General features: G+C 74.5%; 20 protein-coding genes and 1 pseudogene. 7 read left to right on the top strand and 14 right to left on the bottom strand.

Features of this window, described 5'->3' with window-relative positions; all coding sequences use genetic code 11:
• Window positions 1–78: 78 nt before the first annotated feature.
• The 6 genes from AC069X_RS15315 to AC069X_RS15290 all read right to left on the bottom strand — a co-directional run bounded on the left by AC069X_RS15315 (window position 79) and on the right by AC069X_RS15290 (window position 10,042).
• Entirely contained in the window at window positions 79–1,443 is a 1,365-nt protein-coding gene (locus tag AC069X_RS15315) for an HEXXH motif domain-containing protein (RefSeq protein ID WP_478728854.1), read from the bottom strand.
• Window positions 1,440–2,705: an FxsB family cyclophane-forming radical SAM/SPASM peptide maturase gene (locus AC069X_RS15310; RefSeq protein WP_478728852.1), complete on the bottom strand. Its 1,266-nt coding sequence runs from the start codon at window positions 2,703–2,705 to the stop codon at window positions 1,440–1,442. Before AC069X_RS15310 ends, AC069X_RS15315 begins: the two co-directional genes overlap by 4 nt.
• 189 nt (window positions 2,706–2,894) lie before the next feature.
• Window positions 2,895–3,113 carry an FxSxx-COOH cyclophane-containing RiPP peptide gene (gene fxsA / locus AC069X_RS15305; RefSeq protein WP_478728850.1) on the bottom strand — a complete coding sequence of 73 codons (219 nt, stop codon included), beginning with the start codon at window positions 3,111–3,113 and terminating at the stop codon, window positions 2,895–2,897.
• 67 nt (window positions 3,114–3,180) lie between these two features.
• The gene (locus AC069X_RS15300) at window positions 3,181–6,702 is read right to left on the bottom strand and encodes an SAV_2336 N-terminal domain-related protein (RefSeq protein ID WP_478728848.1); all 3,522 of its coding nucleotides are present in this window, start codon (window positions 6,700–6,702) and stop codon (window positions 3,181–3,183) included.
• Window positions 6,703–6,708: 6 nt separating this feature from the next.
• A complete protein-coding gene (locus AC069X_RS15295) occupies window positions 6,709–7,764 on the bottom strand; it encodes an AAA family ATPase (RefSeq protein WP_478728846.1) in 1,056 nt (351 codons plus the stop codon).
• A gap of 181 nt (window positions 7,765–7,945) precedes the next feature.
• Window positions 7,946–10,042: a VMAP-C domain-containing protein gene (locus tag AC069X_RS15290; protein ID WP_478728844.1), complete on the bottom strand. Its 2,097-nt coding sequence runs from the start codon at window positions 10,040–10,042 to the stop codon at window positions 7,946–7,948.
• A gap of 142 nt (window positions 10,043–10,184) precedes the next feature.
• Here AC069X_RS15290 and AC069X_RS15285 point away from each other — a divergent pair, with 142 nt between their 5' ends.
• On the top strand, window positions 10,185–10,370 hold the full coding sequence (locus tag AC069X_RS15285) for a DUF6104 family protein (protein ID WP_007266501.1): 186 nt from the start codon (window positions 10,185–10,187) through the stop codon (window positions 10,368–10,370).
• Window positions 10,371–10,453: 83 nt separating this feature from the next.
• Here the strand turns inward: AC069X_RS15285 and sodN are convergent, their stop codons facing one another.
• Window positions 10,454–10,849, bottom strand: coding sequence for a superoxide dismutase, Ni (gene sodN / locus AC069X_RS15280; protein WP_007266490.1), 396 nt, complete (start codon window positions 10,847–10,849; stop codon window positions 10,454–10,456).
• 173 nt (window positions 10,850–11,022) lie between these two features.
• On the opposite strand from sodN, the gene sodX reads away from it, so the two are divergent.
• A complete protein-coding gene (gene sodX / locus AC069X_RS15275) occupies window positions 11,023–11,442 on the top strand; it encodes a nickel-type superoxide dismutase maturation protease (RefSeq protein WP_478728841.1) in 420 nt (139 codons plus the stop codon).
• Here the strand turns inward: sodX and AC069X_RS15270 are convergent.
• Window positions 11,346–11,975: a CGNR zinc finger domain-containing protein gene (locus AC069X_RS15270; RefSeq protein WP_478728839.1), complete on the bottom strand. Its 630-nt coding sequence runs from the start codon at window positions 11,973–11,975 to the stop codon at window positions 11,346–11,348. The genes sodX and AC069X_RS15270 overlap by 97 nt on opposite strands.
• Window positions 11,976–12,065: 90 nt before the next feature.
• On the opposite strand from AC069X_RS15270, the pseudogene AC069X_RS15265 reads away from it, so the two are divergent.
• Window positions 12,066–12,308 (top strand): annotated as a pseudogene (locus AC069X_RS15265) (SAM-dependent methyltransferase); the annotation flags it as partial.
• Between the two features lie 220 nt (window positions 12,309–12,528).
• Here AC069X_RS15265 and AC069X_RS15260 read toward each other — a convergent pair.
• From AC069X_RS15260 to AC069X_RS15250, 3 genes are read right to left on the bottom strand one after another with little or no spacing between them, the layout of a single operon-like run.
• Window positions 12,529–13,281 carry an amino acid ABC transporter ATP-binding protein gene (locus AC069X_RS15260; RefSeq protein ID WP_478729246.1) on the bottom strand — a complete coding sequence of 251 codons (753 nt, stop codon included), beginning with the start codon at window positions 13,279–13,281 and terminating at the stop codon, window positions 12,529–12,531.
• An 11-nt stretch (window positions 13,282–13,292) separates the two neighbouring features.
• On the bottom strand, window positions 13,293–14,240 hold the full coding sequence (locus AC069X_RS15255) for an amino acid ABC transporter permease (protein WP_478728837.1): 948 nt from the start codon (window positions 14,238–14,240) through the stop codon (window positions 13,293–13,295).
• Between the two features lie 29 nt (window positions 14,241–14,269).
• Complete coding sequence (locus AC069X_RS15250; protein ID WP_478728836.1) at window positions 14,270–15,223, bottom strand: ABC transporter substrate-binding protein; 954 nt, start codon at window positions 15,221–15,223, stop codon at window positions 14,270–14,272.
• 525 nt (window positions 15,224–15,748) lie between these two features.
• Here AC069X_RS15250 and AC069X_RS15245 point away from each other — a divergent pair.
• The 4 genes from AC069X_RS15245 to AC069X_RS15230 all read left to right on the top strand — a co-directional run bounded on the left by AC069X_RS15245 (window position 15,749) and on the right by AC069X_RS15230 (window position 19,125).
• Window positions 15,749–16,951 carry an NAD(P)-dependent malic enzyme gene (locus AC069X_RS15245; protein ID WP_478728834.1) on the top strand — a complete coding sequence of 401 codons (1,203 nt, stop codon included), beginning with the start codon at window positions 15,749–15,751 and terminating at the stop codon, window positions 16,949–16,951.
• Between the two features lie 385 nt (window positions 16,952–17,336).
• Window positions 17,337–18,299, top strand: coding sequence for a zinc-binding dehydrogenase (locus tag AC069X_RS15240; protein ID WP_478728832.1), 963 nt, complete (start codon window positions 17,337–17,339; stop codon window positions 18,297–18,299).
• Window positions 18,300–18,355: 56 nt separating this feature from the next.
• Complete coding sequence (locus AC069X_RS15235) at window positions 18,356–18,565, top strand: helix-turn-helix domain-containing protein (protein ID WP_042818984.1); 210 nt, start codon at window positions 18,356–18,358, stop codon at window positions 18,563–18,565.
• Window positions 18,565–19,125 carry a Clp protease N-terminal domain-containing protein gene (locus AC069X_RS15230; RefSeq protein WP_478728830.1) on the top strand — a complete coding sequence of 187 codons (561 nt, stop codon included), beginning with the start codon at window positions 18,565–18,567 and terminating at the stop codon, window positions 19,123–19,125. Before AC069X_RS15235 ends, AC069X_RS15230 begins: the two co-directional genes overlap by 1 nt.
• Window positions 19,126–19,313: 188 nt before the next feature.
• Here the strand turns inward: AC069X_RS15230 and AC069X_RS15225 are convergent, their stop codons facing one another.
• The 3 genes from AC069X_RS15225 to AC069X_RS15215 all read right to left on the bottom strand — a co-directional run bounded on the left by AC069X_RS15225 (window position 19,314) and on the right by AC069X_RS15215 (window position 22,262).
• Window positions 19,314–20,204 (bottom strand): PadR family transcriptional regulator, encoded by an 891-nt coding sequence (locus AC069X_RS15225; protein ID WP_478728828.1) that lies wholly within the window; start codon window positions 20,202–20,204, stop codon window positions 19,314–19,316.
• A 1-nt stretch (window position 20,205) separates the two neighbouring features.
• Window positions 20,206–21,120 (bottom strand): DUF4097 family beta strand repeat-containing protein, encoded by a 915-nt coding sequence (locus AC069X_RS15220; protein ID WP_478728826.1) that lies wholly within the window; start codon window positions 21,118–21,120, stop codon window positions 20,206–20,208.
• A 209-nt stretch (window positions 21,121–21,329) separates the two neighbouring features.
• A complete protein-coding gene (locus AC069X_RS15215; protein WP_478728825.1) occupies window positions 21,330–22,262 on the bottom strand; it encodes a LysR family transcriptional regulator in 933 nt (310 codons plus the stop codon).
• Between the last annotated feature and the right edge of the window lie 142 nt (window positions 22,263–22,404).

Genomic DNA, 22,404 nt, shown 5'->3' with positions numbered 1-22,404 from the left:
TCCCTGGGGTCCGTGCGGTGGACGGGTGCGGGGCGGTGCGGAGGGGCTGGCTTGAAAGGTACCGCAGCGGACGGGGCGTCATACCCGTACGAACGGGGCGAGTTCGGGGTGTGCCTCGCACCAGGCGCGGCGTTCGCGTTCCAGGGTGCGCAGGGCGGTGGCGTGCTGGTCGCCGGGCGGCGGGGTGGCGTCCATGGCGCGTTCGGCGGCGGCCATGCCGTCGGTGAACTCCCGCCCGGTGACGGTCAGCGCGGGGTGTGCCCGCAGGACGGGCAGGACGGCGGCGACCTGGGCGCGGATCCGGGCGTGCTGGGCCCAGGCGCCGCGGGCGCCGTAGAGGGCGGCGTGCTGCCAGTACCCGGCGAGGGCGAGGTGGGCGTAGGCGCCGTGCAGCAGCCCCTCCAGCGGGCGCGGGTCGGCGCGCCAGGGGGCCCAGTGGCGGGGGGTGCCGTCGGCGGTGTGCAGGGTGAGGACGTCGGCGAGTGCGGCCAGCTTTCCGTGCTGCACCTCGTGGACCAGGGTCGCGGCGAGGGCGGGCGGGGCCTGCGCGCGGGCCAGGACGGAGCCCGCGGCCGCGGGCAGGGTGGCGCCGCTGGAGCGGGAGCCGCCGGCGAGCGGGACCACGGAGCGCAGCAGCAGGCCGATCTCCTCGGCGCGCGCGGAGTCGTAGCGTCCCATCAGGGTGAGCGCGCCGGACCACTGGATGTCCCAGCGCTTGTGGCCCTTGGGGGTGAGCCGGCGGGCCGGGCGGACGGCCGCCGCGGCGGGTCCCGGCGGTGAGGCGCGGTAGGGGTCGAGGTCGTCCAGGGCGGTGGGGCCGCCGCCGGGCAGGGCGTGCAGCGGCAGGACGTCGGCGGTGTCCCAGGAGCGTTCGGTCAGGGCGAGGCGGCCGGGGCCGTGGGGGCGGATCAGGCCGAGGGTGGGCAGGACGAGGCGGCCGTTGACGGGCCGCAGGGTGGTCTTGAAGCCGATCCCGGCGCGCAGGGCGGCGGCGACGGCGAGCGCCCCGAGGTGGCCGAGGTCGGGCGGGGGGCCCTGGGGGGCGTGCAGGCGGCGCAGGGTCTCCTCGGCCCACACCCCGGTGGCGGGGTAGTGCAGGACGTCGTGGACGGCCTCGGGGTCCTGGCGTTCGGCCTCCTCCAGCAGCGCCCAGTGGTCGGCGGTCTCCTCGCCGGGGGCGGCGTCGAGTACGGCGCGCAGCAGGAGCAGCCGCTTGGAGCCGCGTACGTCGCGTACGAGGCGGGTGCCCTCGTCGGAGGGCTCGGTGGAGGCGAGGGCGCGCAGGGTGTGGGAGCTGACGGCGAACCGGGCGAGGTCGGCCGGGCCGGCGGGGTGCCGGGGGCCGGTGCCGGTCCGCTGGGCGGGGAGGCCGGCCGCGTCGCTGCCGGTGCCGGTGGCCGGGCCGGTGGCGGCTTCGGTGGCCGCGTCGGTGCCGTGGGTCATGAGGCGGCCCGCCCGGTGGTGGCGGCCTCGTGGAGGGCGCGGGCGACGTGCCGGATGACGGCCTGGAGGTCGGCGCAGTACACGGACGGCTGGCGGAAGCCCTCTCCCGCCCGGTAGCGGTGCGGGTAGTGCCCGCCCCCGCACACCTCGACGAGCTCGCAGGCCCGGCAGCCGGCGGCGAGGGCGTCCCGGCCGAGCTGGCGGGCGGCGAAGCCGGGGTGGTCGAGCAGTTCGTCGAAGCTGTGGTGCTCCAGGGTCATGCCGGTCGCGGCGGCCCCCTCGTACGCGGACTTCAGGGAGTCGGCCTGCTCGATGCTGCCGTCGGTCTCGACGACGGCGGTGGTGACGGGCGCCAGCCCCAGGGTCTCGGTGGCGGCGGGCAGGCCGAGCAGCAGCGCGATGACCTCCTCGAAGAGGCGGATCCGGGTGCGCCGCGCGCCGTCGTGCCACCAGCGTTCGAAGACGGCGAGGAGCCAGTCGCCGTACGGGGTCCCGTGCCCGGTCCGGCCCGGCGGCGGGGTGCTCCAGTTGGCCAGGGGCAGCAGCAGGCCGATGCTGGGCGGGGCGAAGGCGAGGAGGGACTCGTACGTCTCCACCGGGTCCTGGCCGAGGTCCACGACGCAGAGCACCCCGGCGTAGCTGTCGGGGTGCCGGGCGAGCAGCCGCAGCCCGCGCGCGGCGGCGTCGAAGCCGGGCCGGCCGGTGTGGTCGACGCGGTGCCGGTTGTGGCCGGGGAGGCCGCCGTCGAGGCTGACGCCGACCCGGATCCCGGCGGCGGCCAGTGCGGCGAGCCGTCCGGCGGTGAGCAGGGTGCCGTTGGTCTGCACGCCGGCGGTGACGCGGGTGCCGGGAGCTCGCCGGGCCACGGCGGCCCGTACCGCCTCGACGGGGGCGGCGAGCGCGGAGGGCGCGGCGAGGAGGGGTTCGCCGCCGTGCAGGACGAGGTCCACGCGGGGCAGGCCGTGGGCGGCGGCGTGCTCGGCGATCCGCTCGGCGGCGCGCAGGGCGGTGGCGGGGGCCATGACGGCGGGGCGGGTGCGCCAGCTGTGGTCGGCCATCTCGTAGACGTAGCAGTAGGTGCAGGCGAGGTTGCAGCGGCTGTGCGTCTTGAGGACGAACTGCCGGATCGGCTGGGGGCGGTGGCCCGCGGCGCGCAGGGCGGGGACGTCGAGCCGGGCGTACGGCCAGCGGGCGTGGCGTGCGTGACCTGCGAGGGTCCGGTGTGCGGGCATCACGGGACCGCTCGTGATCGCTTGGCTCATCGCCTGTACCCCTCCTCCCCCCGGGTGCCGCCCCGGACTCCGTCCGGGGCTTCCGGGGGACCCCCAGAACGGTCCATCCCTGCCCTCCGCACGGGTCCGGCTAACGGCGGAAAGTGGTCAACTCCGCTGCGGGGGCGGGGCGGTCGGGGGAAACCCGCGGGCGGGGCCGGCGCCCGGGACGGGGGGCCGTCAGGCGACGCCGGAGTCGAACGCGTTGAGGATCTCGGCCGGGTGCGTGACCCGGTCGACCAGGCCGGCGATGACCTCGGCGAGGACGGGGTGGTCGATCCCGCGCAGCGCCGCCAGGTCGATGCCGGAGAGGTCCGGCAGCCCGGGCCCGGAGCCCTGCCCCGGGCACGGGCGGGCCGGTGGTGGTGCTGCCGCCGCTTCCTGACGTCCGGTCACCATGGGCTGCCCGTCCCCTCGCCGTGTGTGGTCCACTGCCCTTTCCCTGCGCCCGGCGCGGGGAAACGGATCAGGTACCCGGCTCCAGGGCCCGGACCCGGGCCCGTACGGCGCGGGCGCGGTCGCCGTCGGGGGTGCCGTGGCGCTGCCAGAGCTCCAGGGCGGCCCGGTAGGCGTCCAGGGCGGCGCGGGGCCGGGCGAGGCGTTCCAGGACCTCCCCGCGCAGCTCCTGGACGCGGGCGGCCAGCCGGAGCGCCGCGCCGCTGCCGGCCGGGCCGCTGCCGTCGGCGTCCAGGGCGGCGCGCCAGGCCCTGCGGTAGGAGTCCGCGGCGCGGTCGAGGCGGTCGGCGGTGCGGGTGTGGGCGTGGATCTCCTGCTGCACGTCCCCGTGGTCCCGCCAGGCCCTGGCCCGCTCCAGCGGGCAGTGGCTCTGCCGCACGGCCAGCTCCAGCAGGTACTCCGCCTCCCGCAGGTCGACGAGGTCGCCCTCGTAGGCGTGCCGCAGCCGCAGCCCGGCGGCCAGCCGCACGAGCCGGTACGCCGCCCCGGGGTCGGACTGGGGCACGGCGGCGCGGCTCTCGCGCAGCACCCGTACGGCGGTGGAGGCGAAGGGGCGCCCGTCCGCGGCCCGCGCCCGGTCCAGGAGTACGTCGCCCCACTCGGGCAGCAGCTCCCCGAAGGCCTCGCCGTCCCGGGGGATCAGCCGCCGGGCCCGGCCGTACGCCTCGGCCGCCTCCTCCAGGGCCGCCGGGTCGGCGTCGCGCGCGTACCGGGCCCGGTGCACGCGGGCCAGGCACAGCAGTGCGGCGAGGCGCAGCCCGGACTCCCCCGCCGCCTCCTCCAGGGCGCGCGCCAGCTGCCCGGCCGCCTCCTCCAGCCGCCCGGGCAGGTACCGCAGCGCCCCGGCCAGCTCGACCCGGACCCGTACGGCCGTCCGCCGGCCGCCGCCGGGGTCCGGTGCGGGGGCGGTACCGGGGCCGGCGGGCGGTTCCGCCGCGGCCGTCCCGTCGCCGGGGTCCGGGGCGGCCGCCGGGCCGGGGCCGGGGTCCGAGCCCTCGCGGGGTGCCGGGGCGGCGTCCGGTGCGCCCGGGGCCGCGTGGTCCGGGCCGCCCTCGCCGGAGCCGGACGCCCGCTCGGCGTCCGGGCCCGCGTCCGCACCCGGCGGCGGGGGCAGGAGCGCCGCCAGGGCCGCCGTCAGGGTGGTGGCGGCGTGTTCCGCCAGGGCGGTGCGGTCCTCCGGGGCCGGGGTGTGCGGGAGGAGGGCCACCAGGACGCGGCCCAGGGTCAGGAGGAGTTCCGGGTCCGCCGCGCCCGGGGTCAGCGGCTCCAGCGCGGCCCGTGCCTCGTGCAGCGGCCCGGGGTCGGCGCGGAGCGCGCTCAGCCGCATCAGGGTCCGCGCCCGCAGCACGGCGCACTCCCGGTGCAGGCCGGGGTCGGCGGAGGCGGCCGCGAACTCCCGGTCGGCGGCGGCCAGCAGCTCGGGCGCGGATCCGGCGGCGGCCGCGCGCTCGTACAGCACCCGGCCCAGTTGCGCCCGGCCGGCTGCCGTGGTCAGCCCGGTGACGGCCCGTTCGGCCTCGTCGAGGTGCTCGGGGTCCCGCTGGACGGCCCACAGCCGCAGCAGTACCCCGGCGAGTTCGGTCTCCGCCTCCTCCGGCGGGTCCCCGGGGCCGGGCGGGGCCGCGAGGGCCCGGCGGAGCAGTGCGGCGGACTCGTACAGGGGCCGGGCGTCGGTGCCGGCGGCGCCCTGCGCGAGCCGTTCCCGGGCGGCGCGGACGGCCCAGGCGCGGCCGGGCGGGGGGTCCGCGACCGGGACGGGGACCGGCGGTGCGGGCGGCGGCGGGTCCTCCTCCGGCGGGCCGGGCAGGTAGCGGCGTACGACCTTCGCCGAGACCTGCGCGAAGGCCCTCGGGAGCTGCCCGGGCGGCACCCGGTGGCCGTCCCAGCCGGCGTCCGGTCCGGGTGCGGGCGCGGTGTCGGGCGCCGGCTCCCCGGTGAGCTGGGCGACGGCCAGCGCGGGGAAGTTGGGCACGCCCCGGCCGAAGTGCGCGAGGACGTACTCCGAGCAGTGCTTGAGCACCAGCGCGGCCTCGTCCCGTCCCAGCGGCCCCAGCAGCACCTCCTGCACGCCGGGCACGAACTCGTACCACTGCCCGGGCGATTCGCCGCTGCGCCGCAGCAGCCCGCTGAGCAGGACCTCCGCCAGGTCGGAGGGTTCCGAGTCGGGCAGCATCGTGCGCTGCACCAGCCGCATCACGGGCAGGGTCAGCGGCGCCGCCGCCAGGTACACGGCGAGCTGGACGGCGCCGGGCGCGGCGGAGGAGCGGAAACGGCGGACCAGTTCGCGCGGCGGGCGGGCCGTGCGGGGCAGCGGTACGGGGGCGGCGGGGTGGCGGGCGAGCACCCGGCCCACCTCGGCGGGTACCGGGCCGGTGCCGAGTCCGGCGACGAGCCGGGCCCAGGCGCCGAGGGCGATGGCGTTCGGCGGGAGGACGGGCACGGTGAGCCCGCCGGTGGGCCGGCCGGGCCGGGCCGGCCGCTCGGGCCGGAACCTCAGCCGGGGCCCGCCGCCGGTGCCGCCGCCGCCCGCTCCGGCGGCTCCGGCGGCGCGTTCCAGCACGCCGCGCTCGGTCGGCAGCCAGCTGCGGCTCCACAGCCGCTGCGGCAGGGGCTGGACGACGGCGCAGGGCGCGCACTCGGCCCACCGGTGGAGCAGCCGCTGCGCCTCGCCCTCACGCCAGATCGGCCCGGCGCAGTCGGAGACGACGATGGTCAGGGCCCGCCCGGTGGGGTCGCGGAGCTGGTCGCCGGAGCGCAGTCCGGGGCCGGGGGCGGGGCCCCGGCCGACGGCGGCGGTGCCGTCGGGGAGGCGGTGCAGGTGATGGGCCTGGACGTCCCGGAAGGCGCCCAGCCGTTCGCATACCGAGCGGAGTTCCTCGAACATCTCCCGCCAGACCGCCATGGAGGGCGAGGCGTCCATGACGAGGCGTACGGTCGCCTCGCGCCGGCTCTCCGGGCGGAAGACGGGGATGACGAGCCCGAGGGCGCGGGCGCTGGCCTCGGCGGTGGCGGCCTCGTCGAGCACGGTACGGGTGGGGCGGCCGGGGGGCCGGTGCCGCTGGAGGGCGCGCAGGGCCCGCTGGATCTCGAGGATCCGGGGCAGCGCGGCCGCCCCGGGCACGCGTACGGGCACCCCGCCCGCGACGGGGATCTCGGCGGCCGCCCCGGTGTCGGGGGCCGGGCGGTCCTCGGCGGGGTAGAGGCTGACGGGGTCCTCGGGCTCCGGGTCCTCCGGTGCGGGCTCCGGGGCCGGCCCGGCGTCGCCGTCGGGGCACGGCGGGTCCGCCGCCTCCCCGGGCGCGGCGGCGCCGGCCTGCGTACCGGTGCCGGGGCCGGCGGGCGGGGCGGCGGCGCCGGTCCGTCCGGCGAGCCACAGCGCGTCGGCCAGTTCCTCGGCGGTGGGGTCGAGCCCGGCGGCGCGCAGCAGCCCGGCGAGGGCGCGGATCTGCGCGGCGACGGTTCCGGCCGGGGTTGCGGATCCCGCCGGGGTTGCAGATCCGCCGGGGGCCGGGGGGTCCTGGTCCTGGGGCACCGGCAATCACCTCGGGCGGTCGAGGCGCTGGATGAGGAGGTCGGCGAGGTCGTCCCGGCTGGGCGGGGCGGCGTAGTGGGTGAGGTAGATGGCGTTCAGGAGCTGGTCGGCCGCGACGAGTTCGGAGCGGGAGCGGCTGAGGAACTCCCGGATGAGGTCGGCGCCGAGCTGGGCGGCCTCCTCGCCCAGGTGGGCCCGGACCATGGTGGTGAGCCGCTTCTCCCCGGGCTGGCCGAGTTTGAGCTGGATACAGCGGCGCAGCAGCGCGGCGGGGAAGTCCCGTTCGCCGTTGCTGGTGAGGATGATGAAGGGGAAGGCCCGGCAGCGGATCCGCCCGTCGCGGACGGTGACCTTGGCCCCGTCGTCGGTGAGGACCTGTACCTCGGGTTCGGAGTCGGCGACGCGTTCCAGCTCGGGGAGGGTGAACTCGCCTTCCTCCAGGACGTTCAGCAGGTCGTTGGGGAGGTCGATGTCGCTCTTGTCGAGTTCGTCGACGAGCAGGACGCGGGGGCGCTCGGTGGGGAGCAGTGCCGTGCCCAGCGGGCCGAGCCGGATGTACCTGCCGATGCCGGGTGCCCCGCCGCTCCCTCCGGCCCCGCCCGGCCCGCCCGGCCCGCCCGCTCCGGCGGCGCCCGCGGCTCCGGCGGCGATCTGTACGTCCTGGAGGCGGGCGAGGGCGTCGTAGCGGTAGAGGCCTTCCTGGAGCACGGTGCGGGAGACCACGGGCCAGCGCAGTACCCGGCCGAGCTTCAGCTCGTGGGCGACGGCGTGCGCGAGGGTGGACTTGCCGGTGCCGGGGTAGCCGGTGACGAGCAGGGGCCTGCGCAGGTAGAGCGCGGCGTTGACGGCCTCCAGTTCCTCGGGCTCGGGCCGGTGCAGTTCGGCGGCCTGCCGGTGGGCGCCGAGGCGCCGGGCCACGTTGCCGTCGGCGGACGCGGCGGGTCCGCCCGGTGCGACGACGGGTCCGCCGTCGAAGTCCCGCCAGGGCGGGGGGTCCGGCAGGGCCGCGATCCCGTCATGGGGTTCGCCCACACCCCGGTAGATGAGCCATTCGTCGTTCACGCCCGCTCCCTCCCGTACGGCCCGCGTCGCCCGCCCGGCCCGCGTCGCCCTTGCTTCCCGTCCCGCCCGTCCCGCCCGTCCCGCCCGTCCCGCCCTCGCCCCGGGTGCCGAGCGTCCCGCCCCACAGGTCCGCCCGCAGGCCCGCCCGCAGGTCCGCCCGCCGGTACCCCCGCAGCTCCCCTCACAGGTCCCCTTGCAGGGGCTCGTCCTCGGGCAGGGCCCGCGCGGGGTCGTCCCACACGAGGGCCAGCCCGGCCGCCCAGTAGGCGTCGGGGTCGGCCCCGTACGCCCGCTGCCGCAGGGCCTGGAGGCGCTGCGGCAGTGCCGCGCCCCGGCCCGCCTCGGCCAGTTCCTCCCGCAGCCCCCGGTGGAAGGGGGCGCAGGAGGCCCCCGGGTCGGGCGGGGGTCTGCGGCACAGCACCACTCCGTAGCCGGCCTCGCGTACGGAGTGCAGCGCGCCCAGGGTCGGTTCGGTGGCCGGCGCCCGGCAGAGCACGGGCACGGTGTGGTCGAGCAGCCCCTCCAGCCAGCCGGGCGAGGGGCTGCGGGGGCGGCCCCGCAGGCAGTCGGCGCGCTGGGCCAGCAGGGGTCCCGTCTGCACCCGCGTCCACCGTCCGCCGGAGACGGCCTCGCCGCCGAAGCGGAACACCACGGGCCGCTGTACGCCGACCGGTGTCCCGCCGGAGACGGCCCACTCGTCCACGGCGAGCCCGAACAGCTCGGGCGCGACGGCGACTTCGAGGAGCGCGGCCGCCTCGTGGGTGTCGCAGCGCCGGAACCCTTCGGCGAGCGGGGCGCGCAGTGCCTCGGGCAGCCCCGCCAGGGTGGCCCGTACGCCGGCGGCGACGGGGGTGACCCGGCCGGGGCGGGCGGGGCCGGCCAGGACGGACACCCGCCAGTCGTAGACGTCCTCCCAGCCGTGCGCCCACGCCTCCAGCAGCACCGAGGGGCCGGGCGGCAGGGTTCCGGCCCGCCGGGCGGGGCCGTGCGCCTCGCGGCCGGCGGCGGCGCGGCGGCGGCGCTCGCGCTCGGCCAGGCCGCGTTCGTGGCGCTCGCCCAGTTCCCGGCGGAGCGGGCGCCAGAGCCGTTCGGCGGTGGCGCGCACCCAGTCCCACAGTTCCTCGTCCGCGCCGGGGGCGGGCGGTTCGCGGTGGTCGGCCACGCTGACTCCGGTCGCGTAGCGGAGCATGGCGGCGGCCTCGCCGCCGGCGCCGGGCGGGTCGTGCAGCAGTCCGAGGCCGTCGCGCCAGCTGAGCGGGGCGGGCAGGGTGGGGTCGGGTTCCTCGCCGCGGGCCTGTTCGGCGAGTTCGCGGACGGCCTCGGAGGAGCGGGGCGGGGGAAGTTCGGCGAGGAGCCCGCACAGGGTGGTGCGTTCGCCGGGGGTGAGCCGGCCGCGTCCGCCGTGGGGGTCGCCGTCGCCGGCGGGCAGTTCGTCGTGCACGTCGGTCCAGGTGCGGCGGTTGTCGAGGTCGCTGAGGTGGCGGTCGTAGTGGTAGAGGTCGTGGGCCTGCATGACCCTGCGGTAGAGGCCGGTCTGGCCGGGGGCCGCCATGGGCAGGGTGCGCAGCTGGGCCACGGACACGGCGAGTCCGCCGCCGCCTCCGTGGCGGCGGGCCTTGACGATGCCGACGACCTCTCCGCGCGCGAGGTCGACGACGGGGCCGCCGGACATGCCGGCTTCGATCTCGTCGTCGTCGCCGAGGCGGATCGCGGCTCCGCCGGCGGCGATGCCGCGCAGCCGGGTGGTGCGGCCGGTGATCTCGCGGATGCCGAGTTCCTCGGTGCAGCCGAAGTAGGCGGCTTCGTCGAGGCGGGGTCTGGCGCGGTCGGTGAGCCAGACGCAGGCGTGGGTGATGGGTGAGAGGACCCGGACCAGTGCCAGGTCGGGCAGGTCCCACAGGGCGCGCCGGCCGGGCCGGCGCTCGTCGAGCCGTTCGGGCAGGACGCATTCCACGCGGCCGGTGACCGTCCCGGTGGCGCCGTCCGCGGCGGGGCCGCCCGGGGGGCGCCCCGGGGTGCCCGCGGGGGCGCCTCCGGAGAAGAAGGTGATGCCGATCTCGCGCCCGGCAAGCCGCACGGCAGCACCCCCTTCGCCGACCACGTGCGCGCACGTCAGGACCCAGCCCGGGGCGATGAAGAACCCGCTCCCCCAGGTCGGCCCCGCCCCAGGGCTGTCATACCCGTCCGGGGGCGCGTGGACGCGTACGGTGGCGGCCTGGACCAGGGGCTCCAGGAGCTCGAAGGCGCGCGCGGATCCGGCCGTGCGCCCGTCCGGCATCTCCGGTCCCCCGTTCCCCGCTCGCCCCGTGAAGGGCGTCCAAGGTAGCGCCGGGTGACCGGCGGGCGGGAGGGTCTCGGTGGTAAGCGGATTATCCTGGCGGGAAAAGCCCCCATCACCACCACACGGCACGGAGCCCGACTTGTACTTCACCGATCGCGGCATCGAGGAGCTGGAGAAGCGGCGCGGCGAGGAGGAGGTCACCTTCGAGTGGCTCGCCGAGCAGCTCCGCACCTTCGTCGACCTGAACCCGGACTTCGAGGTCCCGGTGGAACGCCTGGCGACCTGGCTGGCCCGGCTGGACGACGAGGACGAGGACGACGAGTAGTCCGAGCAGCGCGTACGCACGACCGAGGGGCCCGACCGCGTGCGGTCGGGCCCCTCGGCGCGTCGTGTGGGGCGGGGCCAAGATCAGGCGGCCTTGGTCTCCCAGAAGATGCGGTCGATCTCGGCGATGAGCTCCAGCGCCTTGGCGCCGGTCGCCGGGTCGTTCGACGCCTTGGCGGCCGAGAGGGCCTTCAGGGTGTCGTTGACCAGGGTGTGCAGCTGCGGGTACTTCTCGAAGTGCGGGGGCTTGAAGTAGTCGCTCCACAGCACCGAGACGTGGTGCTTCGCGAGCTCGGCGCGCTGCTCCTTGATGGTGATGGCGCGCGCGCGGAAGTCCGCGTCCTCGTTGGCCTGGTACTTCTCCTGGACGGCCTTGACCGACTCGGCCTCGATACGGGCCTGGGCCGGGTCGTACACGCCGCAGGGCAGGTCGCAGTGGGCGGAGACCTTCACCTTGGGGGCGAAGAAGCGGGAAAGCATGGAGTGGGTCCTCCTCGTGATCGTCTTCTCAAGGGTGGAGATTACTCGTTGAGAATCCGGAAATCGCGGGCGCCCCCATGGGCTTAGGACAAAAGTCCAGCCTCGGCCGAGCGGGGGTGAGCGAACGTACGGGGCCGTACGGCAGCATGCGGGGAGCGACGAGGAGGCCGGAGATGGCGGAGAGCAGGCGGGCGCGGGTGCGCGTGGGGATCACCGAGGTGTCGGGGCCGTCGATGGTGCCGACGCTGGTGCACGGGGACCGGCTGGTGGTCCGGTACGGGGCGCTGGTCCGGCCGGGTGACGTGGTGGTGTTCCGGCATCCGCTCCAGCAGGACCTGCTGGTGGTCAAGCGGGCGGCGGAGCGCCGGCCGGGCGGCTGGTGGATGCTCGGGGACAACCCGTTCAACGAGACCGGGGACAGCACCGACTACGGCGCGGTCCCCGAGGAGCTGGTGCTGGCGGTGGCGTTCCTGCGGCTGCGGCCGCGCCCGGCGGGTCAGCGTTCGCTGAGGGAGCGGCTGTCCTGGGCGGTGTCGGCGGTGCGGCCGCTGCGTGCGGACGTCTCGGCCTCCAGCCGCTTGCGGGCGCGGTAGGCGGCGACGTTGGCGCGGGTGGCGCAGCGGTCGGAGCAGTAGCGCCGGGAGCGGTTGGTGGAGGTGTCGAGGTAGGCGTTGCGGCAGGGCGGTGCCTGGCACAGGCCGAGGCGGTCGGGGCCGTGCTCGGTGAGGGCGAAGGCGAGGCCCATGGAGGCCATGGCGGCGTAGCCGGCGGAGGCGTTGGAGGGGTGCTCGGCGAGGTGGATGTGCCAGTCGGGGCTGCCGTCCTCGCGGACGCTGTCGTGGCCGGTGACCTGGGGGCTGACGGGGAACTCCATGAGGAGGGAGTTCAGGAGGTCGACGGCGAGGGCGTGGTCGCCGCCGTCGGCGGCCTCGAAGACGGCGCGCAGCCGGCCGCGGACGTTGCGGAAGCGGGTGACGTCGGTGTCGGTGACGCGTCGGGCCATCTGCACGCTGGCCCCGAAGAGGGCGCGGACGTCGTCCGCGGAGGTGAGGGCGTCCTTGTTGCGGGCCGGCTCCTCGGTGTTGACCAGGCGCACCGCGAAGTCCGAGTAATGGGCCAGTTCCACTTGTAGTCCTTACGGCTGCGGATGAGTGTCTGCATCAGCCGGGTAACGGCTGCTATGCCTTCGAGGGTATTACGGGCGAAGGGGTTCGGGATGACGGACGCCGCGGCTGGCTCGTTCGGTACGGACTGGCGTGCCCGGCAGGAGAGCCGGGACCGCCGGCAGGAGTGGTACATGCCCGACCGCGAGGAGCGGTTCCGGGTGATGCCGGACATGGCCGTGGCCCTGGTGGGCCCCTCCCCCCGGGTGCCGGACCTCGCGTGCGGTACGGGAAGTATCACGGACCGGCCGCCGCGTCGGTTCCCGGAGGCCACCGTCACGGGGCCGGATCTCGACGGGGAGCACGCCGACGGCGCCACCCCGGACGAGGCCTGGCCCGCCCGCACCCTGCGCCAGGCCGGTTCCGCGGAGGCCCGCTCCGTCCGGCGCTCCCCCTCGGGCGCGCCGGTCCTGGGACTCCGGCAGGAACTCCGGGCGCATACGCCGCAGGGGCGGTACGGGTTCCCGTACCGCCCCTGCGCCGGTGCTCCGCGCCCGGTGCTCCGTCCCGGAGGTCCTAGAGGACCTTGGACAGGAACGCCTTCGTGCGGTCGTGCTGCGGGTTGCCCAGCACGTCGCGCGGGTTGCCGGACTCGACCACCACACCGCCGTCCATGAAGACGAGGTTGTCGCCGACCTCGCGGGCGAAGCCCATCTCGTGGGTCACCACGATCATGGTCATGCCGGACTCGGCCAGGTCCCGCATGACGTCGAGGACGTCGCCGACCAGCTCCGGGTCCAGGGCCGAGGTGGGCTCGTCGAAGAGCATCAGCTTCGGCTCCATGGCCAGCGCGCGGGCGATCGCCACGCGCTGCTGCTGGCCGCCGGAGAGCTGGGTCGGGTAGTTCCCGCCCTTGGTGCCGAGGCCGACGCGGTCGAGGAGCTTGACGGCGCGCTCGCGGGCGACCGCCTTGCTCTCGCCCTTGACCATGACCGGGGCTTCCATGACGTTCTCTATGGCCGTCATGTGCGGGAAGAGGTTGAAGCGCTGGAAGACCATGCCGATGTCCCGGCGCTGGGCCGCGACCTCGCTGTCCTTCAGCTCGTAGAGCTTGTCGCCCTTCTGCTTGTAGCCCACCAGCTGGCCGTCGACCGAGAGCCGGCCGGCGTTGATGCGCTCCAGGTGGTTGATGCAGCGCAGGAAGGTGGACTTGCCGGAGCCGGACGGGCCGACCAGGCAGAAGACCTCGCGGGGGGCGACCTCAAGGTCGATGCCGCGCAGGATGTGGGCGGCGCCGTACGACTTGTGGACGCCTTCGGCCTTGACCATCGGCTGGGCGGTCACTTCGCCACCTCCGTACGGCGGAACATGTTCAGGTTGGCCTTGAGCCGCTCGAAGGGGGTGGGCGGCAGGCTGCGCAGCGAGCCGCGGGCGTAGCGGCGCTCCAGGTAGTACTGGCCGACGCTGAAGACGCTGGTCAGCGCGAGGTACCAGATGGAGGCCACGAAGTACATCTCGATGACCGCGCCGGCGGTGCTGCCGATGTTGGAGCTGGCCCGCAGGAGTTCGGTGTACTGCACCGCCGAGACCAGGGAGGAGGTCTTCAGCATGTTGATGAACTCGTTGCCGGTCGGCGGGATGATCACGCGCATCGCCTGCGGCAGCACGACGCGGCGCATGGTCTGCGTCTGCGTCATGCCGAGCGCGTGCGAGGCCTCGGTCTGGCCCTCGTCGACGGACTGGATGCCCGCGCGGACGATCTCCGCCATGTAGGCGCCCTCGTTCAGGCCGAGCCCCAGGAGGGCGACCATGAAGGGCGTCATGACGTCGACGGTCTCGTTCTTGTAGATCGGGCCCAGGTCGATGTACTGGAAGATCAGCGGGAGGCTGAACCAGACCAGCAGCTGCACGTAGACCGGGGTGCCGCGGAAGAACCAGATGTAGAGCCAGGACACGAAGCTGGTGACCGGGTTCTTCGACAGCCGCATCACGGCGAAGAGGATGCCGAGCGCCAGGCCGAGCGCCATGGCCGAGATGCTGATGATGATGGTGTTGCCGAGGCCGGTGAGGACCGCGGGGTCGAACAGCTTGTCGCCGACCGTGCCCCAGATGATCTTGCCCTGGGAGAAGGCGACGACGAGCCACGCCAGGACGACGGCCACGGCCACGGCGCTGATCCAGCGGCCGTAGTGCCGTACGGGGATGGCCTTGATCGCCTCGTAGGGATTGCCCGAGGCGCCGGGCCCGGCCGGAGTTTCGGCCGGACCCTTGTCGATCTTGTCAGTCACAATGACTGCCCTTCAGTGGAGCTCTCGGATCACTTGCCGGCGTTGATCGTGGCGGACGGCACGGCGCTGTCCTTCACGTTCCACTTCTCCAGGACCTTGGCGTAGGAGCCGTCCTTGATGATGGCGTCGAGGGCTTCCTTGATGGCGTCGCGGAGCTGGGTGTTCTCCTTGGAGACCGCGATGCCGAAGAGGCCGACGTCGGCCTGCTGGCCGGCGACCTCGAAGTCGTTGCCGCCGCCCGAGGTCTTCGCCGTGTAGGCGGTGACCGGGAAGTCGTTCAGGTCGGCCACGGCGCCGCCGGCCTTGACGCGGGTCTGGGCCTCGGCGTCGGTGTCGAATGCCTCGATGGTGAGCTTCTTGTCGCCGCACTTCTCGGCCTGGGCCTTGAAGGTGTCCTCGTACGTGGTGCCGCGCTGGACGGCGACCGTCTTGCCGCAGAGGTCGTCGAGGGACTTGATGTTCTCCGGGTTGCCCTTCTTGACGAGGAGCGAGACGCCGGAGGAGAAGTAGTCGACGAAGTCGACGCCCTTGCCGATCTTCTGGCCCTTGTCGTCGAGGCCTTCCTGGCGCTTCTTGTTGTCCGTGATCGAGGACATCGCGATGTCCTGGCGACCGGTCTCCAGGGAGGTGATCAGGCCGTCGAAGGTGCCGGAGGTGAACTGGAACTTCACGCCGAGCTGCTTGCCGAGCGCCTCGGCGATGTCGGGGTCGACACCGACGATCTTGCCGTTCTCGACGAACTCCATCGGCGCGTAGGCCGTGTCCGAGCCGACCTTGACGACACCCGCGTCCTGGATCTTCTTCGGGAGCTTCGAGAACAGCGGGGCGCTGTTGTCGGTCTTGCCCGACGGGGTCGAGGAGCCGTTGCCCTCGGTCTGGTCGCCACATCCGGTGAGGATCAGGGCGCCGGCGACCGCGATCGCGCCGACCGCGGCGATCCGGGACCGGGCGGCGGTCGTACGACGGGTGGTGCTTGCGGTCATGAGCGGTTCCTCCGACAGGGGTGGAAAAGCATCCGAGAGAAGGCCGGCACGCACCATCGAGTGTCGCGACCTTGTGTGATTACGGCATCTTGCCATTCGGACTGACGCATTCAGGCTGCTCGTCAGGTCAAAATCAGATAACGGGCGCCCCCGACTACCCAACAGGACTGCGGGCAAGGCCCATCGGAGCCGCACAAACCGCCGTGACCAGCCGTTTTCGCCTCACTATTTACGGTGCGTCTCGTCTGCTGGACAGAGAGATTTGGACTTTTAGCCAAAACCGGGGCAAGGACCCTACGATCAGTCCGGAATCGACTCGTCTGGGCGTGTGTTCTTCGGGTAGAACAGATCCTTACACCCCTCATCCGGGGCTCAGGGCGCGCGTGCGGCGCGCCCGCGCGTACGAACCTCCCCTCCGCGGAGACGGTCCAACCGTCGATGCGGAGTACGAACGCGGTGCCCGCCCACCCCTTAACCAGGAGTGGCCACCCTCAACGATTCAAAGGACTTAAGGGGTCACACGAAGTGGCAGCGGAGATCGTCAACCCTCGCAGCGACAGTGCGACGGACAACAACCCCGATGCGGTGTTCGCGCTGCACCGGGGCGGCAAGATGGCCATCCAGGCCACGGTGCCGGTGAACGACAAGGACGACCTGTCCCTGGCGTACACCCCCGGCGTGGCGAAGGTGTGCACCGCCATCGCCGAGCAGCCGGAGCTCGTGAACGAGTACACCTGGAAGTCGAACGTGGTCGCCGTCGTCACCGACGGTACGGCCGTGCTCGGACTCGGTGACATCGGTCCCGAGGCCTCCCTCCCCGTGATGGAGGGCAAGGCGATTCTTTTCAAGCAGTTCGGCGGCGTGGACGCGGTTCCGATCGCGCTCGCGACCAAGGACACGGACGAGATCGTCGAGACGGTCATCCGTCTGGCGCCGTCCTTCGGCGGGGTGAACCTGGAGGACATCTCCGCGCCCCGCTGCTTCGAGATCGAGCGCCGCCTCCAGGAGGCGCTGGACATCCCGATCTTCCACGACGACCAGCACGGCACGGCCATCGTGACGCTGGCCGCCCTGCGGAACGCGGCGAAGCTCACCGGTCGCACCCTCGGCGACCTGCGGGCCGTGATCGCGGGCGCCGGCGCGGCGGGCATCGCCATCGCCAAGATCCTGGTCGACGCGGGCATCGGCGACGTCTGCGTCACCGACCGCAAGGGCGTCGTCTCCTCGGACCGGACCGACCTGACGGACGTCAAGGCCGAGATCGCGGGCCTGACGAACAAGACCGGCCTGAACGGCACGCTGGAAGAGGCCCTCGCGGGCGCGGACGTCTTCATCGGCGTCTCCGGCGGCACCGTGGGCGAGGAGGCCGTGGCCACGATGGCGAAGAACTCCTTCGTCTTCGCCATGGCCAACCCGAACCCGGAGGTCCACCCCGACATCGCGCACAAGTACGCGGCCGTCGTGGCGACCGGCCGTTCGGACTTCCCGAACCAGATCAACAACGTGCTGGCGTTCCCGGGCATCTTCGCGGGTGCTCTGAAGGTCCGCGCGACCCGGATCACCGAGGGCATGAAGATCGCCGCCGCCGACGCCATCGCCGGTGTCGTGGGTGACGAGCTCGCCGCCGACTACGTGATCCCCTCGCCGTTCGACGAGCGCGTCGCCGAGGCCGTCACGGCCGCGGTCGCCGCGGCGGCGAAGGCCGACGGGGTGGCCCGCCTGGCCTAGTGCCACGGCGGTTCTGGTTCCACGGGTGAGGCCCGGCCGGATGACTCCGGCCGGGCCTCTTCGCGTACGCGTCGTCCCCTCGCAGGAACGCACCCTCCCCGCCCCCGAACCGGGAGGGGTCGCTCCGCCCTCCTTGCCGGGCGCGAGAGACGCGGGAACGCAAAGCGAGAATGCGACGAGATGACAGGCTCATGACGAGCGCGCCGCATGGCTTGAATCCTACCCCTTTCCGGGGACCTTCTTGACGTTCCGGTTAGTCCTATGCGAGCGGCAAACCACCTGGTACGGAGGGTAGTTGAGCGGCGAACCACTGCCTCCGCTCCGGCCGGATCCCGATCATCCGCCTCTGGTCAGAAACCCCTACCGACCGGTAGCGTCTGGCGCCATGTTCGCTGCCTATGCCGCCCGAATCGACCGAGACCAGCCGCTGAACGGCCTTGAGCTGGGCGAGCGCCCGGCCCCCGTGGCCCGCCCCGGCTGGGTGACCGTCAACGTCAGGGCCGCCTCGCTCAACCACCACGACCTGTGGTCGCTGCGCGGAGTCGGCCTCGGCGAGGACAAACTGCCCATGATCCTCGGCTGCGACGCCGCCGGGACCGACCAGGACGGCAACGAGGTCGTCCTGCACTCCGTGATCGGCCAGAGCGGCCACGGAGTCGGCCCGGACGAGCCGCGCTCGGTCCTGACCGAGCTCTACCAGGGCACCTTCGCCGAGCAGGTGACCGTCCCCGCCTGGAACGTGCTGCGCAAGCCCGCCGAGCTGTCCTTCGAGGAGGCCGCCTGCCTCCCGACGGCCTGGCTGACCGCCTACCGGATGCTGTTCACCAACGCCGGGGTCCGCCCCGGCGACTCGGTGCTCGTCCAGGGCGCGGGCGGCGGGGTCGCCACCGCCGCGATCGTCCTGGGCAAGGCCGCCGGCCTGCGGGTCTTCGCCACCAGCCGCGACGAGGCCAAGCGCAAGCGGGCCGTGGAGCTGGGCGCGGTGGAGGCGTACGAACCGGGCGCGCGGCTGCCGCAGCGCGTGGACGCGGTCATCGAGACCGTGGGCGCGGCCACCTGGTCGCACTCGGTCAAGTGCCTGCGCCCCGGCGGCACCCTGGTGATCTCGGGCGCGACCAGCGGCGACACCCCGCCGCACGGCGAGCTGCGGCGGATCTTCTTCCTGGAGCTGAAGGTGGTCGGCTCGACCATGGGCACCAAGGACGAGCTGGAGGACCTGCTGTCCTTCTGCGCGGCCACCGGCATCCGCCCGGTGATCGACCAGGTCCTCCCGCTGGACCGCGCCCGTGAGGGCTTCGAGAAGCTCGAAGCCGGAGACCTCTTCGGCAAGATCGTCCTCACGGTCTGAACCCCTCTTGTCAATCAGGGTTGACGACCCTCCCGCGTCAACCTACATTGACAGGCATGACCGAAGCGACCGATCTCGCCGAACGGGCCGGGGACCGGGACCCGCGCGTGGGCCTGCGAGCCGTGGCCGCCCTCCGCAGGCTGCTGGAGCAGCTGGAGGCCGTCCAGGTACGCAGCGCCCGCGCCCAGGGCTGGTCCTGGCAGGAGATCGCGGCCGAGCTGGGCGTCAGCCGGCAGGCCGTCCACAAGAAGCACGGGAGGCTCTGATGTTCGAACGCTTCACCCGGGACGCCCGCGACGCGGTGACGGGTGCGGTGGCCGAGGCCCGCGCGGCCGGCGCCGACACCGTCACCGAGGAACACCTGCTGCTGTCCCTGGTGGCCCAGGGCGCCCTGGACCGCCTGGACGTGGACGTCCCCGCCCTCACCGCCGCCCTGGAGGCCACCCGCCGCCGGGGCGGGATGTCCCGGGCGGACGAGGAGGCCCTCGCGGGCCTCGGCATCGACCTCTCGGAGATCGTCTCCCGCGTCGAGGAGACCCACGGCGCGGGCGCCCTCACGGCCCCGGCGCCCCGTCGTCGGGGACTGGGCGACTCCCTCCGCAAGGCGCTCGGGCGCCCCGACCCCGACCGGCGCCACTTCCCCTTCACCCAGGGCGCGAAGAAGACCCTGGAACAGTCACTGCGCATCGCACTGGGCCGCAAGGACCGGCACATCGGCACCCCGCACCTGCTCCTGGCCCTGATCGCGCGCCCCGGCCCGGTCTCCGAGGCCCTCGCGGACCACGGAGTCACCTACGCCGGGGTGGAGACCGCCCTCGCGGCCTGATCCCAAGACACCGCCAGGGCCTGTCGTCAAACTGCCGTCGTCGCCCGGAGGGCGGCCCCGCGGCGTCTGGTGCGTGCTCTCGGCGTGCCGGGCGGCAGCCCTCGTACTGGACGCACTCGGGCTTCCGCCCGGTGCGGCGAGAGCGCGTGCAAGGCGTCGCGGGGCAGACGGCAGCTTGACGACAGGCCCTAGCTCTTCAGCCCCGACGCGATGCGGGCGGCGGCCGCCGCGAGGTGGGCGCGGGCCTCCGCCAGCTGGGCGGGGGTCACGCCGTGGTCGCGTGCCGCGTCGCGCACGTCGTCGCGGAAGCGGTCCAGCAGCCGGTCCAGGTCCCGCGCGGGGTCGGCGGTCGGCGTCAGGTCCTCGGCCCATTCCGAACCCGAGGGCCCCGGGGCGGTCGCGGTCTCGGTCCCGGCGGGGCCGGCCGGGGCGGTGTTCCCCAGCCAGGCGCCGGCCAGGCTGCCCAGGACCCCGCCGGACTTGGCGAACTGCTCCTGGAGCTGGGCGGCGATGCGCTGGACCTCCTCGCGGGCCCGCTCCTGGGCCTCCTTCGCCTGGCGGCGGGCCTGCTGGGCCTCCTCACGGGCCCGGCGGCTCTCGTCCTTGGCGCGGCGGGCCTGTTCCTTCCACTCCTGCTTCGCCTTGCGGAACTCCTCCTTGGCGGCCTTCCAGGACTCGTCGTCCACCTGCGTCGCCGTCGCCGAGGCCGCGGCGCGCATCTCCCGGCGCAGGTCACCGGCGGCACCGCGGACGTCGTCGCGGATCTCGGCGGCCAGTTCGGAGACGGAGTCGCGGATCTCCAGCTCCAGGTCCGCCAGCTCCCCGCCCCGGTCCGCCAGCTCGGCGCGGCCCGCCTCGGTGATGGAGTACACCTTGCGCCCGCCCTCGGTGGCGTACGTGACCAGCCCCTCGGCCTCCAGCTTGGCCAGCCGCGGGTAGACGGTGCCGGCGGAGGGCGCGTACAGCCCCTGGAAGCGCTCCTCCAGCAGGCGGATCACCTCGTACCCGTGCCGGGGCGCCTCGTCCAGCAGCTTGAGGAGGTAGAGGCGGAGGCGGCCGTGGGCGAAGACGGGCGGCATGTCAGAGCACCTTCTTGTCGAGTTGGAGGGGGGCGACGGCGGCCTGCGGGCGGCTCAGCAGGGCGATCGCCCCGGAGACGGTGGTGGCCCGCAGCGTCCCGGTGCCGGCGCCGAGGGTGCCGGTGATCCGCTTGGCACCGAACTGGCCGGTGACCCGCAGGTCCGCGAAGCCGTTGGAGACGCTGCCGGTGGCGGTGTTGGCCTCGACCCGGGCGTCGGCGGGGTGCGGGAGGCGGATCGCCACCTCGCCGGAGACGGAGTTCAGGAAGATGTCCACCGGCTTGGCGGCGGCCGGGTCCGGGACGAGGTCGATGAGCATGTCCCCGCTCACCGAGTCGGCCCGTACGCTGCCGGCCGCGCCGTCGACCACCGTCAGTCCGCCGGAGACGGAGTGGAAGCCGAGCTCACCCGTGACGGACTGCGCCTCGACGCTGCCGGAGACCGTACGGGCCTCCACGCGCCCGGAGAGCCCGACCAGGGTCGCGTCACCCGAGACCCCGTTGACCTCGGTGCCGCCGGCGATTCCGGAGACGAAGGCGGCGGCGCCGACGGTGGCCACCTGGACGCGGGCGGCGGCGGGGACGGTGAGCGTGACGGTCACGCTGCGCTCCCAGGCCTTGCGTCCGTCCGGGGAGGAACCGGTCCAGGCCTTCCAGGGCTTGCCCTCGATCCACTTCCGGAAGCCCTGCGAGCCGTTCCAGGGCAGGTCCTCGTAGGAGAGCGTGAGGGTGCCGCCCTCCTGGACCACGTGCAGCGGGGGCCCGTCGACCTCGGTCACCTCCAGCCGGGCCGGGCCCTCCTCGGCGGCGACCACGTTCACCGTGCCGCCGACCACGCGGACGCGGAGGTCGTCGACGGGGTGCTCGAAGGTGAGCTTCTGGGGTGCGGCGACGGACCACGTCATCTGCTCTGCCATGGTGCTGCTCCTCCTCGGGGCGCGGACGCACGCAACATATCGCGTCTTCTGTAGACACGATATATCGCGGTCGGGGGAAGTCAAGCACCGCCCGCCGCGGGGGCGCGCCGAGGCACCCGGCCGGGCCCGGGCACGACTGCGCCCCCGCCCCCGGCCGGATCAGGCCGGGCGGGGGCGGGGGCGGGGGCGGGGGGCGGGGTGAGGAATCGTTACGCCACCAGCAGGGGGCTTCCGCTGCGGCGGAGCCAGGCCCGGTACGGCGGGGTGCGGAGGGCGGCTTCGCGGTAGGCGGCGCGGAGGTCCTCGAAGGCCTCCGCGTGCTCCCCCGGCCGGGTCGCCAGGAGGAGCCGTACGGCCAGCGGGTCCCCCGACAGCGGCCGGATGGCCATGTCGTCCCGCGGCCCGGACGTCGGCTGGCACGGCGCCACCGCCTCGCCGGACACGATCAGCGAGGTCGCGGTGTGGTAGTCGGCGTGCAGCACCGGCGGGTCGACCCCCGCCCCCGCGAAGACCCTCCGCAGGCCGTCCCATTCGCCGTCGACCGAGGGGTCCACCGTCCAGCGGTCCCCGGCCAGGTCCTGTAACGCCACCACCTGCGACCGCGCGGCGGGATGGTCGCGGGACATGGAGACGAACTGCGGCTCGCGCTCCATCAGCACCCGCAGCTCCAGCCCGGCCGGCACCCGCAGCGGGCTGCCCTCCACCTCGTGCACGAACGCCACGTCCAGCTGCCCGGAGGCCGTCATCCGCAGCAGCGCGTTCGCCGAGACGTCGACGACCAGCGAGGTCTCCGTCTCCGGCGCGCGCAGGTGCAGCCGCCGCAGCCATCCCGGCAGGGCCCGGCTCGCGGTCGAGCCGATCCGCAGCCGCGGCCCGCGCGCCGCCGCCCGGGCGTCGGCGACCAGCGCGGCCATCTCGGCGAGCAGCGGCCTCGCCCTGCCGAGCACCGTGCGCCCGAAGGGCGTCGGCCGGCAGCCGGTCCGCTCGCGCAGGAACAGCTCGCCGTCCAGGGCCCGTTCGATCCGGCGCAGCTGCGTCGTCAGGGAGGGCTGGCTCACGCCGAGTTGCCGGGCGGCCTTGTGCAGACTTCCGGCCTCCTCGATGGCGCACAGCGCGCGCAAGTGCCTCACCTCGAGCTCCATGACCCGAGGGTAGGCGTGGGGGCGCGGGCCGCACCAGCCGCCGATAGCCCCCCGAATCCCGCCATTCTCCTACCAGTTGACCACGGTGCATCTCGCCGAAACCCGCCCGATAGGACGGTGCTATCGGGCTCTGACATCATCC

The sequence above is a fragment of the Streptomyces sp. NPDC043896 genome, assembly GCF_056435605.1.
Note: the sequence above shows the minus strand (reverse complement) of the source record. Positions and strands in the feature narration are given on the sequence as shown.